The 13302-nt window shown below is 53.9% G+C and carries 15 protein-coding genes and 1 pseudogene; 7 read left to right on the top strand and 9 right to left on the bottom strand.

Annotated features, from left to right (window positions below; translation table 11 throughout):
- Positions 1-447, bottom strand: a 447-nt coding sequence (locus PM2_RS30425; RefSeq protein WP_217998276.1) for an integrase repeat-containing protein, incomplete at its 3' end; no start/stop codon positions are given.
- A 282-nt stretch (positions 448-729) separates the two neighbouring features.
- Here PM2_RS30425 and PM2_RS26790 point away from each other — a divergent pair.
- Positions 730-1074 (top strand): cupin domain-containing protein, encoded by a 345-nt coding sequence (locus PM2_RS26790; protein WP_004577665.1) that lies wholly within the window; start codon positions 730-732, stop codon positions 1072-1074.
- 272 nt (positions 1075-1346) lie between these two features.
- On the opposite strand, the pseudogene PM2_RS31670 reads toward PM2_RS26790, so the two are convergent.
- From PM2_RS31670 to PM2_RS26785, 3 genes and pseudogenes are all read right to left on the bottom strand, one after another.
- Positions 1347-1610: pseudogene (locus PM2_RS31670) on the bottom strand (hypothetical protein).
- Between the two features lie 225 nt (positions 1611-1835).
- Positions 1836-1964 carry a hypothetical protein gene (locus tag PM2_RS31825; protein ID WP_003253468.1) on the bottom strand — a complete coding sequence of 43 codons (129 nt, stop codon included), beginning with the start codon at positions 1962-1964 and terminating at the stop codon, positions 1836-1838.
- A 122-nt stretch (positions 1965-2086) separates the two neighbouring features.
- A complete protein-coding gene (locus PM2_RS26785) occupies positions 2087-3784 on the bottom strand; it encodes a phosphoethanolamine transferase (RefSeq protein ID WP_004577664.1) in 1698 nt (565 codons plus the stop codon).
- 490 nt (positions 3785-4274) lie between these two features.
- Between PM2_RS26785 and PM2_RS30415 the strand changes: the two genes are divergently transcribed.
- The 3 genes from PM2_RS30415 to PM2_RS26770 all read left to right on the top strand — a co-directional run bounded on the left by PM2_RS30415 (position 4275) and on the right by PM2_RS26770 (position 6082).
- Complete coding sequence (locus PM2_RS30415) at positions 4275-4613, top strand: zinc ribbon domain-containing protein (RefSeq protein ID WP_080635014.1); 339 nt, start codon at positions 4275-4277, stop codon at positions 4611-4613.
- A 54-nt stretch (positions 4614-4667) separates the two neighbouring features.
- On the top strand, positions 4668-5573 hold the full coding sequence (locus tag PM2_RS26775) for a cation diffusion facilitator family transporter (protein ID WP_004577663.1): 906 nt from the start codon (positions 4668-4670) through the stop codon (positions 5571-5573).
- A 158-nt stretch (positions 5574-5731) separates the two neighbouring features.
- Entirely contained in the window at positions 5732-6082 is a 351-nt protein-coding gene (locus PM2_RS26770) for a DUF3147 family protein (RefSeq protein ID WP_004577662.1), read from the top strand.
- 32 nt (positions 6083-6114) lie between these two features.
- Here PM2_RS26770 and PM2_RS26765 read toward each other — a convergent pair whose 3' ends face one another.
- On the bottom strand, positions 6115-6441 hold the full coding sequence (locus PM2_RS26765) for a DUF2790 domain-containing protein (RefSeq protein WP_004577661.1): 327 nt from the start codon (positions 6439-6441) through the stop codon (positions 6115-6117).
- Between the two features lie 679 nt (positions 6442-7120).
- Here PM2_RS26765 and PM2_RS26760 point away from each other — a divergent pair.
- A complete protein-coding gene (locus PM2_RS26760) occupies positions 7121-7795 on the top strand; it encodes a heavy metal response regulator transcription factor (protein WP_016487025.1) in 675 nt (224 codons plus the stop codon).
- Positions 7792-9210, top strand: coding sequence for a heavy metal sensor histidine kinase (locus PM2_RS26755; protein ID WP_004576066.1), 1419 nt, complete (start codon positions 7792-7794; stop codon positions 9208-9210). The genes PM2_RS26760 and PM2_RS26755 overlap by 4 nt, the downstream gene beginning before the upstream one ends.
- Before the next feature lie 58 nt (positions 9211-9268).
- On the opposite strand, the gene PM2_RS26750 is transcribed toward PM2_RS26755, so the two are convergent.
- Positions 9269-9856 carry a hypothetical protein gene (locus PM2_RS26750; RefSeq protein WP_004576065.1) on the bottom strand — a complete coding sequence of 196 codons (588 nt, stop codon included), beginning with the start codon at positions 9854-9856 and terminating at the stop codon, positions 9269-9271.
- Positions 9857-10122: 266 nt separating this feature from the next.
- Here PM2_RS26750 and PM2_RS26745 point away from each other — a divergent pair, with 266 nt between their 5' ends.
- Positions 10123-10344 carry a hypothetical protein gene (locus tag PM2_RS26745; protein ID WP_003253450.1) on the top strand — a complete coding sequence of 74 codons (222 nt, stop codon included), beginning with the start codon at positions 10123-10125 and terminating at the stop codon, positions 10342-10344.
- An 82-nt stretch (positions 10345-10426) separates the two neighbouring features.
- Here PM2_RS26745 and PM2_RS26740 read toward each other — a convergent pair whose 3' ends face one another.
- The 3 genes from PM2_RS26740 to PM2_RS30410 are packed head-to-tail and all read right to left on the bottom strand — an operon-like array spanning position 10427 to position 13243.
- Positions 10427-11881, bottom strand: a complete 1455-nt coding sequence (locus tag PM2_RS26740) for an ArnT family glycosyltransferase (RefSeq protein ID WP_042132611.1) — start codon at positions 11879-11881, stop codon at positions 10427-10429.
- Entirely contained in the window at positions 11875-12858 is a 984-nt protein-coding gene (locus PM2_RS26735) for a glycosyltransferase family 2 protein (protein WP_033726583.1), read from the bottom strand. Before PM2_RS26735 ends, PM2_RS26740 begins: the two co-directional genes overlap by 7 nt.
- Positions 12824-13243: a GtrA family protein gene (locus tag PM2_RS30410; protein ID WP_004576062.1), complete on the bottom strand. Its 420-nt coding sequence runs from the start codon at positions 13241-13243 to the stop codon at positions 12824-12826. The genes PM2_RS26735 and PM2_RS30410 overlap by 35 nt, the downstream gene beginning before the upstream one ends.
- Positions 13244-13302 lie beyond the last annotated feature (59 nt).

Here is a 13302-nt window from a genome sequence, read left to right as displayed (position 1 = left end):
CCCTAAGTAACGGTTTTTATATTCTTTCGCGGTGTGTACACCTAGCCTTCTCGCTGCGCTTTTTGCTTCTTCATAGGTTGGATAAGCTTTCTCATAATCCTCTTGGAAGAAATGCCTCCAAGATTTGCATTCATCGTAAAACCGTACGGGATCGGAAGGCAGACGTGAGTCTTCCTTATAACGAGCCACGTATTCTAGCTGAGTTGAAATACCTAGAAACCTTGCTGCAATCTGTGCTTGCGACAACGATTCGTATAAGTCTGGCTTTGCCTTGCTCAGAAACACATACCAACAATCCCATCCTTTTCCCGCAAAGAAAATTGGGGGATTTGATGGTAATCCCGCATGCTCTTTGTATCGACTCCTATATTGACCGGCAGTGCATATATTAAGCGCGGCAATTATCTGGCGAGCTTCATCATAGCTACAATAAGATTCTTCTGGCATTTTTATTCTCATGCAATTTAGTTTATTGCAGCGACGCATGTATAGCGTAGTTCAATACATCACCACCTTCCACCGCCACCCTCAGATCGTTTTTGAATGGCCGGATAGAAACATCGACCATTTGAGCTGATAATCAGATATAAAAAACACTAACGCTCACCTTCATATGGAGTTAGCCTAGACAGAAATTCGCAAACGGGCATATTAGTGTCGGGTACAGACATCTCTCTTCTGACATACTTTGTGATGCTACAAAACATCATCACCACACGAACACATTCTATGAAAGACCTAATCGTTGTACTGCGCGACACCTCCCCTTTACCAGTTCTTGACGCATGCACCTGGGAACGGCTGTCGGGCGAGCCTCACACTGTCAATCTGAACTCGTACACCTCGGAAGATGGGTCGAAGATTATGGGTACATGGATATGCACGCCCGGTAAATGGCGCGTGGCCTATACCAAATGGGAGTACTGCGACTTCCAAGAAGGTTATTGCGTGATTACCCCCGATGGTAAGCAGCCAATTCACCTCAAAGCAGGCGACAAATTTATTATAGAGCCTGGCTTTTCCGGAACTTGGGAAGTAGTAGAGACCGTACGCAAATATTTCGTATTCTCTTAAATGTCAAATGGCAGCGCCGCGCCATCGCGTCGGCGCATGACCATGATCGCGGATTTGAAGGAGGTACAGACATCACGCCTTCGAATTCTGCCAAGCGGGACATAGATGCGGAAGACTTTGTGCGGTGCAACCTCACGACTGGCTCAGTGTTGAGTGAAGATGGCCCGGGAGGAGCTGGGCGATCTGCTGGAGCTGACTCAAGCCTGAGGAGGCCTGCTGTAAACCACTTTTTTCACTGTAAACCACAGTGGCTTACAGTGAAAAAAAGTGGTTTACAACGTAGCTACGACACGCGCTCTGGCGACTCCCCAGGCCAACGCGCTCGTCATTGATTCGTTCGGCCGGGTGTCGAACGCTTCCTCATAAAGCGCGGTTCCCGACGGCGCGTACACACCGATAAACAGCTGCGTTGCGGCTTTCCGCGAAAGCTTTACCTGCACGTCGAGATAAAATCCGTCATTCAGGATCTCTTCGTGGGTCCGGTGATGAAGCGTAGGATCTGCCCAGCTTCAATAAACATCTCCGCGCAAACGCATGCAGCCCCCTGCAATCGATGGATAGCGATGGATTCCAAGCTAGCCAAAGCGAGGCGGTAATCAAGCCGATCTAAGCTTTTTGTGAGTCGCGCCCGACAAGTGACCACCTTGTAGTGACTTAAAACAACCCCAACCGATCACGCAAAGCAGAAGACTCACGACTACAGTCAGGAAGGTTTGCACGCAGCCTAAACAAAAAAGCAGCTCCCGAGAGCTGCTTTTCTCTTACTCCCCCTTTTTGTGCTTGTGAGGTTTCAGGTCCGGATGGTCCTTCTGCTTCTCAGGGGTGACTCGCTGCCTTTTGTCCGGAGTGCCATCTTCATTGGTGCGCTTAGGGCCTGGCTTGATGCTCATGCAAAACTTCCTTTTCCGCTTGGGTTGTTGGATGCAGCTATGTAATTAGTCCAGCTTCTCTCAGCTGTCAAAGCAGGCTTGTGCAGAGCCGCCTGGCCGATGATCCGGGCCATATCGAACATTTAAAGGCCTGAATAAGAGCCTCCGGCCAAGGGCTTGCAAGGGGCTGTGAAATCCAGCGCTGAGCGATACGAGGACGTCTGGACGTTCATCATGCCGAGCACGGTGTGGAACAGGTTGTCGTGGCTCAGCGGTGACGTGGTTTGAGCTTTCAAACAACCCACGTTGACCTTTTCGCTCTTCGCGAGCGAGTCAGACATCCAAAGTACCAACGGCACCTTTGTTTGCTCGTCAGGAGCCATCGCGTAAGGCAGCCCGTGCAGATAGAGCCCACCCTCCCCCAGCGATTCGCCGTGGTCCGAAACGTACATTAGCGCAGTGTCGAACTTGGTGTTGGCCGTCAGGATATCGATGAGATTTGCAGTCACATAATCGGTGTAGAGGATTGAGTTGTCGTAGGCATTGACCACCTCCTCCTGCTTACATTTGTCGAGCTCGTTGGTCTCGCACACCGGTGCGAATTTCTTGAATTGCGAGGGGTAGCGCTTGTAGTAGGCCGGGCCGTGACTGCCTTTGTAGTGGAGCACCAGGACAGCATCGCCTTCCTGGCGCTTGATGAAGTCTTGCATCTCCGTGAGCAGCACCCCGTCCTTACACTCCTCGCTGGTGCACAGTTGGGAATCCGCGTGAGAGGCAGCCTTGTGGTTGGGAATCCTGTCGCAGACCCCTTTGCACCCCGAGTTGTTGTCAGTCCACATGACACTGATGCCAGCGCGTTGAAGCACGTCGAGCAGCCCTTCTCGGCTCTTGGCCAAGCCATCTTTGTACTGGGCCTTACCCACGTCCAGGAACATGCATGGCAGCGAGACCGCGGTGGCGGTACCGCAGGAGCTCACGTTCGTGAAGCTAATGACATTTCGCTTTTCTAGTTCCGGATTCGTTTCACGGGAGTAGCCGTTGAGGGAGAAGTTGGCGGAGCGAGCGGTCTCTCCTACTGCCAGTACCAGCAGCCTGGGTTTACGAGCCGCACCCTGTCGATTAACTACCGCATCAGTACCAATGGCCGTCAGCGTTTTAGGTGAGGCCAGCTGACGCTTCAGGTACCCATGGCCAGCCGCAAACAAGTTGGTAGGTACCAGAATCAGCCGGATCTCCCGATTGTTGCGCAGCAAGGAGGCATACGACTGGTACTGACTCAACGCGATGCCAGATAAGGTCAACAGAGCGAGCGACAGAGCAATGAACCTGCTGACCAAAGCTTTGGCCCAAGGCTTACGCCGGAGGGGAACCCGGGCAATCAGGTAGACGGGCAACACCCCAACCATTGCGACCCAAAGACCGAGCTTCCAATTCAGCAGCTCGGTTGCCTCAGCGACGTCGGTCTCCACAACGTTGGTGAACATTGTGTAATCGACCACGATGCCGTAGGCATTCATGAAGTAACTCGCGAAAGACGCGCTGATCAGTACCAGACACAGCAAGGGTTTGGCCAGCCGCCCCCATGACAGCAAGCTCAGAACGGTAAACACCCATGCGAATACTATGACTGGGAGGCTAGCAGCTAGCAGCCAGTTCACTTCATCGGTTTTGAATACCAGCGTCCAGAGCACGTTCCAGAGCTCAGCGTTCGCGAATAGCAGCAACCAAAAAGTCACCAGGCCGATTAGCAAATTAGTACTGATGCCTTTCTGCCGCGCATTGCGAATAGCAAAGATCCATTTGCTTAACAGGGTGTGAACAATGGATTTGGAAGGTGTCATTATCAAACTCTGGAAGCTGCTTATCCATGGCGGTAGCTATGGAGTTAGCGGGAGCTACAAGGCAAGCCGTCGACAGATGCTGAGCGATTGCGCAATGTGCGGAGCGCCAGAGGCCTTGGGCCCCTACGCGTTGGGGACGCTTAGTATGTGTGAGGCATAGGGATAAAAAGAGAAATGAATCTCGCTGAGCGCATTATTTCCGGGACCTGATAACGACACGATGACCTCGGGATTACAATGCTGACAGAAATCCAATAACTGCTGCTTTGATTGTCAATGATCACGCTATGATCAAAATTAGGGGAATACCACCCACCAAAAACAATGCGCCGCTCAGCTAGATAAATTTAATTTCACGAACAAAACGGTTTCGTTTTGTCGTAGGCTAATTTTGAACTTTCAATTCAACTTACAAGTCTTTCTCGCGAGCAGAACATTATTTTCAACTTTTGCTCGTTAATATGTCACCCATCAATGAGGGGCGAATACCATGAGCTTTTTCAAAAACATCCTGGGCGGGCACCATGGTCGTGAAAACCACGGTGGAGGCAAGCACCACAGCGGGGGACATGGGGCCGAGCAATATGATCGCCATGGCCGGCAGCAGGGCTGCGACGGCGGCAATCAGGTGTATGACGGCGGGCGCCCTGCCACTCCAGCCCCCATCAAAGATCTGCAGGGCTGCAGGCAGTGCCGGACGGCCAACGATCCGTCAGCACGCTTTTGTCTAAACTGCGGAACACCGCTATCGAGTGGTTGCACCGCCTGCGGCTCGCTGCTGAGTGCAGGAGCAAGATTTTGCAGTCAGTGTGGCCAAGCGACGCTCTAAGGCTAGCTAGACAGGAAGGCCAACGAGACCACAACCCTGCGCAAGGAGAAATACGTGGGTTCAAATCACGACCATGGCAGCGCTGCAGTACGCGAGGGGCATCAGAAGAAGCTAATCATGGCGCTCGCCTTGACTGGCAGCTTCATGATTGCAGAAGTGATCGGCGCGTGGATTACCGGCAGCCTGGCGCTGCTGTCGGACGCATCTCACATGTTCACAGATACTGCCGCCTTGGCGATCTCACTGATTGCACTTCAGATAGCCAAGCGGCCGGCAGATCAGAAAAGAACCTTCGGCTATGCGCGCCTGGAAATTCTGGCTTCGACGTTCAACGCCGTGCTGCTCTTCCTGGTGGCGATGTACATCTTGTATGAGGCCTACCAGCGCTTCTTCATGCCGGCGGAGATCGCTACCGGAGCGATGATGTGGATCGCAATCGCCGGCCTGATCATCAACCTAATTTCGATGCGCCTTCTGGCATCTGCGAGCAACGAGAGCCTCAACGTCAAAGGAGCCTACCTCGAAGTTTGGAGCGACATGCTCGGCTCGCTAGGCGTAATCATCGCGGCACTCATCATCCGCTTCACCGGCTGGACTTGGGTCGACACGATTGTCGCTGTGGCAATCGGCCTCTGGGTTCTGCCGCGGACGTGGCAGTTGCTTCGCGAAAGCCTGGGAATCCTCATGGAGGGTGTGCCGAGGGGGCTCGACGTGACGGCAATCGAGGCTACCATCCTCGGCGTAGATGGCGTTACGGACGTTCATGACTTGCACGTCTGGGCCGTCAGCAGTGGCAGCAACGTGATGACGTCGCACGTAGTGATACGGGATTCTGCAGATGGGGATGCTGTGCTGGCGGCCGTCGTGGATGCTGTCAGCGATGCATTCGAAATCCATCACTGCACCATCCAGATCGAGCGGGCAGCTTTCCACGAAAGCGTTCCGTCGCCCTCACACTGATCGATCGGTAAAAACCAAACAAACACATCACCCTCTTGGCTGAGGGTGATGTCGTAGAAGACATGCGGTGAAGGATGGCGTAAACGGCAGGAGCACTTCGAGAGGGGTTGGTGAATGGCTTCGCCTGCCCCCGACCATAACCTCCAGAAGGTTCAGCGATGGCTTGGATCATCACGAAGTATCTACTCACTGCCGGATTAGTGATTCTCGTATCGGAGCTGGCAAAGCGCAGTGACAAGCTGGGCGGGCTGGTCGCCGCCCTGCTGCTGGTCACGGTCTTGACGCTGGTCTGGCTTTACCTGGAGAACCAGAGCATGGAGAAGATCTCCAATCATGCTTGGTACACCTTCTGGTACGTGCTGCCGACCCTGCCGATGTTCATCGCTTTTCCAGTGCTGCTGCCCAAACTGGGATTCTGGCCAACGCTTATCAGCAGTATCGTCATCACCATGGTGAGCTTTGGGGGCTTTGCCCTGCTGCTCCGTCGATTTGGCATTGAGCTGTTATAAGTCACGAGCCAGGACTGCAATTCAGGGGCCGTTCAACGACTATTGATGCACTCACCTTTGACCAGGTAGCGAACCATATGTAGTTCGCCCTTTGAGTCTTCGTAGGTCATCATGCTTCTCACGTTACCGCAGTACCGCACGCTGGGCGATACATACACCAACTTACTAACGTCAAGGTCCATGCCATAGGCGTAGTCTTCAAGCTGAGGCATCGGCTTTTTTACGCGCTGAGCATAATCCGCAGTAGCCTCTCTAGCAGATCGCTCAATGCGTTGATTGATCTCCATACCGCTTTGGGCATTGGCTGTTAGTGATGTAAAGAGCATAAACACGGCGATCGCTGATACAGTAGTGTTCATAAGAAGTCCCTTAATAAAAAAGCGCCCGTAGGGGGGCGCTAAAATTCACCTACCAAAGGAGCGTATGGTTTACAGGTGAATGCACTGGCGTGAACAACTGCCCGTCGCTCTTGCCAAGCTGCTTTGAAATGAGACAATTTCCAAAGCAGCAATGCCTCTTACGCTGCCGTTAAACTAGCAAAGGAGGCTAACACCAAGATGATCGCGCAATTACAATTTGGACATGTAATAGATTGTAAGATAATTATTCGAGAGAATACTGAGCCCTCGCGTGAACTAATTCACAGAAAGGCGCAGGGGTTTGGGGCCGTCCATGGGGACTGCCTGCATGGCACTCGATCCAAGGCCAGTACCAGTCCCGCCAGCTAGCGGCAGAAATGCTGCCTGTCCTGGCCGATTCCACCCGTCAGGCGAAGCTGTCGTACACCGTTGCAGGCCCCAGAATCCGCTAAGCTCAAGGGTGGAGCCTGCATGACTGTCAGAAATCTTGCGGCTACATTACAAATTTGTAGGATTTCGCCGCGGCCAGCTTCTTCGCGTTAAGATTCAAGCGTCCTCAGGTGACCCGGCGTATGGACAGAGGTAGCGACTACCACATGCCATACCCCAGCCAAACTTTCGAACAGCCTGCAACCATGGCGGATTAGGCCAACTCCTTCCTCACACCTTGAGATAAGTTATGCGCGTTCTAGTTGTGGAAGACGAAATTAAAACTGCCGAATATCTTCAGCAGGGCCTATCCGAAAGCGGGTATGTCGTAGATATCGTGCACAACGGTGTAGATGCCCTGCACTTGTTCAACACTCATGTCTATTCGTTGGTCCTGCTGGACGTGAACCTCCCAGGTATCGACGGCTGGGATCTGCTGGAAACCATCCGCAAGAGCAGCCGGGTCCGCATCATCATGCTGACCGCCCGCGGACGCATCAATGACAAGCTCAAGGGCTTGGACGGCGGCGCGGATGACTACCTTGTTAAGCCATTCGAATTCCCTGAGCTGCTTGCACGCATCCGTTCGCTGCAACGCCGTGGTGATGAGTTAGTAGAGAAGAGCTCGCTGAAAATTGCCGACCTAGAACTCGACTCCGTCCGCCATCGCGTTTTCCGCGGTGGCACACGAATCGATCTCACCACCAAGGAATTTGCGCTTTTGCACCTGCTCATGAGCCGAACGGGCGAAGCGCTGACTCGCTCTCAGATCATCTCGTTGGTCTGGGATATGAATTTCGACTGCGACACCAATGTCATCGATGTAGCCATCCGGCGCTTGCGCTCGAAGATCGATGACCCGTTTGAAACCAAGCTCATTCACACGCTTCGTGGCGTTGGGTACGTTTTTGAGGAACGCGCATGAGGCCATTCAGCCTGGCTGCAAAGCTGGGACTAAAAGTTGGATTGATGAGCGCAGCGCTGCTGCTGATGTTCGCTACCTTCGGTTACATGATGGTTGGGCAAGCACTGGATAGAAATGCTCGCATCGATCTCGGCGTCAAAATGGAGGCAATGGCGCACAGCCTTTCCGAAATCACTGATATTGCCGATGTCAGTTCAGATTCGCACAAGCTGGTGGATTTGGTCACAGGCCAGAACAACCTCTACGTAAGCATCTACAGGTCCGCAGAGAGTGAAGATCCTTTACTCACCATCGGTTCCAAACAGATCAATCGAGAGGTTCATAGGTTCCAGGCTGCGGCGCAGACCACGGAATATGAGTGGAGCGACTATAACGGACGCCCCCTGCTCAGTGCTTCTCAGGCCATGACTCTGGGCGATGGTACGGAGGTCGGCGTCTACATGACTGCTGATCAGTCATCCAATGAAGCCCTACTCGATGCGTTGTTAACCTGGGGCCTAATGATGTCCCCTGTCATCCTCGCGTTGATCCTAGCCATTGGTTGGTGGACCGTGCGCAGAGGCCTGCTGCCACTGACCAAGTTCCTCAAGATCGCGTCGAAGATCTCAACCGAGAGCCTCGACCATCGCCTTCCAACTGATGGGATGCCTGCAGAACTCAAGAAGCTCGCCGACGGTATCAACATCATGCTGGCTCGCCTGGATGATGGGGTTCAGCAGCTCTCGCAGTTTGCTGACGACCTTGCTCACGAACTTCGGGCACCGCTCTCCAACCTAATGGGCAAGGCCCAGGTTGCCTTGACCAGAGAACGATCGCTTTCCGAGTACCGGGAGGTTCTAGAGTCGTGCACAGAAGAGCTGGACCGCATGAGCCGCATGGTTTCCGACATGCTGTTCTTGGCCCAGGTCAGTCATCCAGCATCCATGGTGGAGTTCGAACCCGTTTCCTTGGTGGACGAGGTTCAGCGAGTGTGCGATCTCTTCAGCATTTCGGCAGAAGAAGGCGAGATCCAGCTGCAGATCTCTGGCAGTGATGACGTGGTGCGCGGGAACCGCCTGATGGTTCAACGTGCCGTCTCGAATCTGGTCTCGAACGCGATCCGTTACTGCCCTCGCGGCCGCACGGTCTACGTGAAGGTGCAGCATAGTGCGAGCGGTACGACGTTGAGTGTCGGCAACCCCGGCCGCGGTATTGCCAAGGAACACCATGCGCACTTGTTTGAGCGGTTCTACCGTGTGGACAAGAGCCGAGCACGGAGCGAAGGCGGTACCGGTCTTGGCTTGGCCATTGTGCAGTCGATCATGAGCCTGCACCAAGGGTCGGCGAGCGTGGAGGTGACCGAAGAAAACTTCACGTGGTTCCACCTTCACTTTCCCGCAGCCCAGCAAATGCAGCCGGCAATGACCGCCGCTTAAATTGCGCAGACACGATTAGGCCCGTCAATCGACGGGCCTTTTTGTTTGCCTCAATGCATCAGTGCCGGAGGACCACAGGGTCCATGGGCGACCGCAGAATCACCGACTTGATGATCTTCTGCTCGTCAGGATTGGCATTCTTCCACAGGTGGGAGAAGTACTGAGCATTCACTTTCTCTTGAGCACTTACGCTGCCGGCGGCATCGATCAGGCGCATTGTCGAGTAGACACAGATCAGCGCCAGAATGAAGAACGCCGTGGCAACCACCATCACATAACGCTTGGCCAGCACCGGTGCACGCTTGAGCTCCTGGATAGAGGCGTCCGCGGCCTTTGTCGCTGCTGTAAGCTCCGAAATCAGTGGCTGGATGGCGGTTTCGACTCCGCGGCATGCAGCTGAATATGCTGATGCAGCGGCGCGCAAGGCAACTTCTTCCGCATTCGACCAAGCCTTCTCCGCCTTTCGCACCTCCTCCTGAATCTGCCGGCCGACAGCGTCCACCTGTTCCACCAGTTCGTTCGACCTCTCCAGAACAGCGCTGGAGGTGCGCGTCTGCGAGGTCAGCTCGTCGAGTTGGACAGTGAGTTTTTCAGTGCAGCGGCGAAAGTCACCGATAGCAACTGCCCAGGGCTCTATGTCATTCATGGCTATCTCCTAGGGCGGCCAACAACGCCGCGCTGAATTAACGCGCTAGATATCAAAATTGTAATTTAAGACAAAATTCGAAGTCGCCCTCGACAGTGCCGAGATAGACATGATCCTTCCAGATTTGACGATTTAACGCATCCTATCTGCAGCCAAAATTACGGAATTGTAATTATTGACTCACCTTGTCGTTAGCTTCGCGTTCCTAAACTACAAACCAACAAAGGCCGCTAATCAGGTAGGCCTAGTATGAACCGAGGTTCACAATGAAATTTGTCAAGTCTATCGCTATTGGCAGCCTGCTGCTGGGTCTCATGGGTACCGCTTACGCTGAAGGCGGCTTCGAGCGAGCGAAACAGTTCAACGAGAACTTCCGAACCGAACAGGCTCGCCTATGGAGCGATGACTCTTCGGACCAGAACAAACAACAAGTCGCTCAAGAGCAAAAGAAAGAAAGCAAGGATGGTAAGGAACAAGCCGACAATTAATCGGCGGTTAAATAGGACTTCAAATGACGAAAGTAATCGACAAAAAAGCCAGGGTAAAACCTGGCTTTTTTGTGCTTAGAATTTAGCCTTCGTTCTTGCGAGGCGTTTCCGCATTGCTTTCTCCGGCCAGACCCTCGGCACCTTGTGCGGTACGCTTCCAATGGCACAGCAGGAGCTGGCTGGCGTTCGCTTCGGTAATCGATGTGCAAGCTAGATCAGCGGGCAGACCATCCTTGCTGTCTCGCAAGCGCCTGGACAGATAGAACGAGCCATCCTGCGGCCACTTGGCAGGATCCTTGATGTTCTCGGACTTCCCGCTGCTGTAAAACTCCGACGAGTATGAGCGGCGGCCAGGATAGATCAGGGGAGCGGAATGAGCAGACTGCACATTGAGCCAGGCTTGAACCACATCTCGCTGATTCTGAGGTCGCTCCTCTAGTACCCCGGCGTAGATGATGCCCGCACCGATGATTGGCAACACCAATGCGCTCGCAGCGGCAGCCCAGGTGGTCTTCGGGCCAACTTCGCTGACCCGTGCAGACAGCAGCAAGGCCCACGCTGGCAGCGCGGGTAGCAGGTAGGTCCACAGAATGTTGCCTGCAAATGTGAAGAAGACCGGTGTCGCCAAGGCCCACAGCCAGAGGTAGGCTTCGAAGCGCTGCATCGATCCACGCTTGCGGATCAACAGTGGTAGGAACAAGGCCCATGGCAGTAGCGACAATCCGAGCTGGATCCAGATGCTGCCGTACGGCTTGGCATGAGCACTACCATAGAGGTCCCCTGCCCAGTTACTGACGACGTAGCGGCTCCAGTGCTCACCAACGAAGAAGTACTCCATGAAGCCGGGCGTTTTCATTTCGGCCGCGACATACCACGGCACGGATATACCGAACATGAGCACAAGGCCGCTAATCCAGGGAAGCCTCAGTACCCGTCCCCATTCCTTGTAGATAACGAACCAGGCGAATGCCGGCGCCCCCATAAGCACAAGGGTCAGCGGCCCTTTGGCAAGCAAGCCCAGCCCGAGACCTGCGAACATCAGGTAGGCATCCGCCTTGCTGGCGCACTTCATCCAACGCCAGAAACCGTAGCTGGCCAGCAGAATCGAGAACGACAAAACAGGGTCAGTCAGCACAACACCGCTGGAGACCAGGCCAAGTGTGGTGCTGGAAAAAATAATGGCAGCCCAGATGCCGGCGTTACGAGAAATCTGCTGCGTACCGAGTTTGATGATGATGAAACAGCTTGCCAGGTGTAGTAGCCACGCTGGGAAACGCGCAGCGAACTCGTTAACGCCGAAGACCGTCATGCTCGCGGCCTGAGTCCAGAAGGACAACGGAGGCTTGCCCCAGAATGGTATCCCGTAGTCGAACATGGGCGTGATCCAGTCATTCAACTCGACCATCTTGCGAGCCATTTCAGCGTAGCGGGCCTCAGATGTGTCCATCAGCGGGTAGATGCCCAGCCCCACCAAGCGCAATAGCAAAATCGAACCCAGGATCAACCACAGCGTCCTCTCGTTCTTCAGATTCAGCATTTCTTACCCTCGATCGAAGCCATCGAAGGGTGGAGTGACACGGGATCTACCTTGTTGCTGTGCTTCAGGAAATAAAGAGGCCGGCGCTTCACTTCCGCGAGTGTCACGCCCAGGTACTCTCCCACCATGGCGACACCGACGCACATGAATGAAGCCATTCCGACGATCAGGTGATGGATGTCGAAACTGCCTGCCACAAGCGACGCGAGCATGTAGCAGATGCTGGAGACGAATAGTCCGAAACTGATGAGGCTGAAAATGCGCAGCGGTTTGCGAGAGAAGCTGACGATGCTCTCGATGGCCAGATTGAACAGGCCAGATGCATTCCACTTGGTGCTCCCGGCATGGCGAACAGTGCGATTGTAGGGCAGTTCGATAGTACGAAAGCCTACCCAGCCGATCATGCCTTTGAGAATCCTGGAGCGTTCGTCCAGCGCCCGCAGTGCTGCCAGCGGCGCAGGCCCAATCAATCGGAAATCGCTGACATCGGCCGGCATGTCCACCTTCTCCACCAGGCGCTGCATGACCCAGTAGTAAGCCCGGGCACTCATGCGCTTGAACCACGAATCACCGATTCTCAAGTTGCGCTGCATGTTCACTACGTCGTAGCCGCGTTGCCAGTAGTCCACCATGGCCGCAATGAGCTCTGGTGGATCCTGCAGGTCGACATCAATGAAAATCAGCGCACTGCCACGGGCATGATCTATCCCGGCACTCAGTGCAGCCTCTTTACCGAAGTTGCGACTCAGGGACAGGCAACGTACAGATGACCCATCCTGATAGTGGCGAAGAATGTCGGCTGTCCGGTCACTACTGCCGTCGTCGACATAGAGGATTTCGCAGGAGACGGGTAAGCGCTTAACCACGCGGGTGATTCGCTGGTGGAACTCGGGGATGGTTTCCTCTTCCTGGAAGCAAGGGACCACGATGGTTAACAAGGGATCAGGGCGCTCGGGAAAGCGATGTAATGTCTGCATGATTGAATGTCCAAAAACGATGTGCAATGAATCCAAGTGCAGTGAGGCTTAAGGTCACTAGGACTTGGGAGATAAGCGGTGACAGATTCGACTTGATGAGGAACCACATACCCACGCCATTGCCGAAGTTTGTGGCTAACGCGACCAGTGCAAACCTGACAGGCTGAAACTTACGAGAGCCATCTGCCACAAAACAGAGCGCCCTATTTCCAATAAAGCTTGCGATTGCGCCAACCATGCCGCCACAGATACTGGCCAGCAACGGAGTAGCAAATTCTGTCGTAACCAGCACTAGGAACACCACGTAATGGATTCCCGTTGCTATGAAGCCGATCCCCAGATAACGAATTAGTAAGGTAATAAGAGGTGGGTTTTGATTTTCCATGGCCAAAGCCTATGGAGGCAAAGGTGAAAAAACAGTGAACTAAATGTAAATGCTTAATT

The organism is Pseudomonas monteilii NBRC 103158 = DSM 14164 (genome assembly GCF_000730605.1).
Taxonomy (GTDB): domain Bacteria; phylum Pseudomonadota; class Gammaproteobacteria; order Pseudomonadales; family Pseudomonadaceae; genus Aquipseudomonas; species Aquipseudomonas monteilii.
This window is presented reverse-complemented; position numbering and strand designations above follow the sequence as displayed.

Bases quoted from the DNA above. Each gene is read 5' to 3' on its own strand.
- PM2_RS26790 (WP_004577665.1), top strand. From the start codon at position 730: ATGAAAGACCTAATCGTTGTACTGCGCGACACCTCCCCTTTACCAGTT.
- PM2_RS31825 (WP_003253468.1), bottom strand. From the start codon at position 1,964: ATGAGCATCAAGCCAGGCCCTAAGCGCACCAATGAAGATGGCACTCCG.
- PM2_RS26785 (WP_004577664.1), bottom strand. From the start codon at position 3,784: ATGACACCTTCCAAATCCATTGTTCACACCCTGTTAAGCAAATGGATC.
- PM2_RS30415 (WP_080635014.1), top strand. From the start codon at position 4,275: ATGAGCTTTTTCAAAAACATCCTGGGCGGGCACCATGGTCGTGAAAAC.
- PM2_RS26770 (WP_004577662.1), top strand. From the start codon at position 5,732: ATGGCTTGGATCATCACGAAGTATCTACTCACTGCCGGATTAGTGATT.
- PM2_RS26765 (WP_004577661.1), bottom strand. From the start codon at position 6,441: ATGAACACTACTGTATCAGCGATCGCCGTGTTTATGCTCTTTACATCA.
- PM2_RS26760 (WP_016487025.1), top strand. From the start codon at position 7,121: ATGCGCGTTCTAGTTGTGGAAGACGAAATTAAAACTGCCGAATATCTT.
- PM2_RS26755 (WP_004576066.1), top strand. From the start codon at position 7,792: ATGAGGCCATTCAGCCTGGCTGCAAAGCTGGGACTAAAAGTTGGATTG.
- PM2_RS26750 (WP_004576065.1), bottom strand. From the start codon at position 9,856: ATGAATGACATAGAGCCCTGGGCAGTTGCTATCGGTGACTTTCGCCGC.
- PM2_RS26745 (WP_003253450.1), top strand. From the start codon at position 10,123: ATGAAATTTGTCAAGTCTATCGCTATTGGCAGCCTGCTGCTGGGTCTC.
- PM2_RS26740 (WP_042132611.1), bottom strand. From the start codon at position 11,881: ATGCTGAATCTGAAGAACGAGAGGACGCTGTGGTTGATCCTGGGTTCG.
- PM2_RS26735 (WP_033726583.1), bottom strand. From the start codon at position 12,858: ATGCAGACATTACATCGCTTTCCCGAGCGCCCTGATCCCTTGTTAACC.
- PM2_RS30410 (WP_004576062.1), bottom strand. From the start codon at position 13,243: ATGGAAAATCAAAACCCACCTCTTATTACCTTACTAATTCGTTATCTG.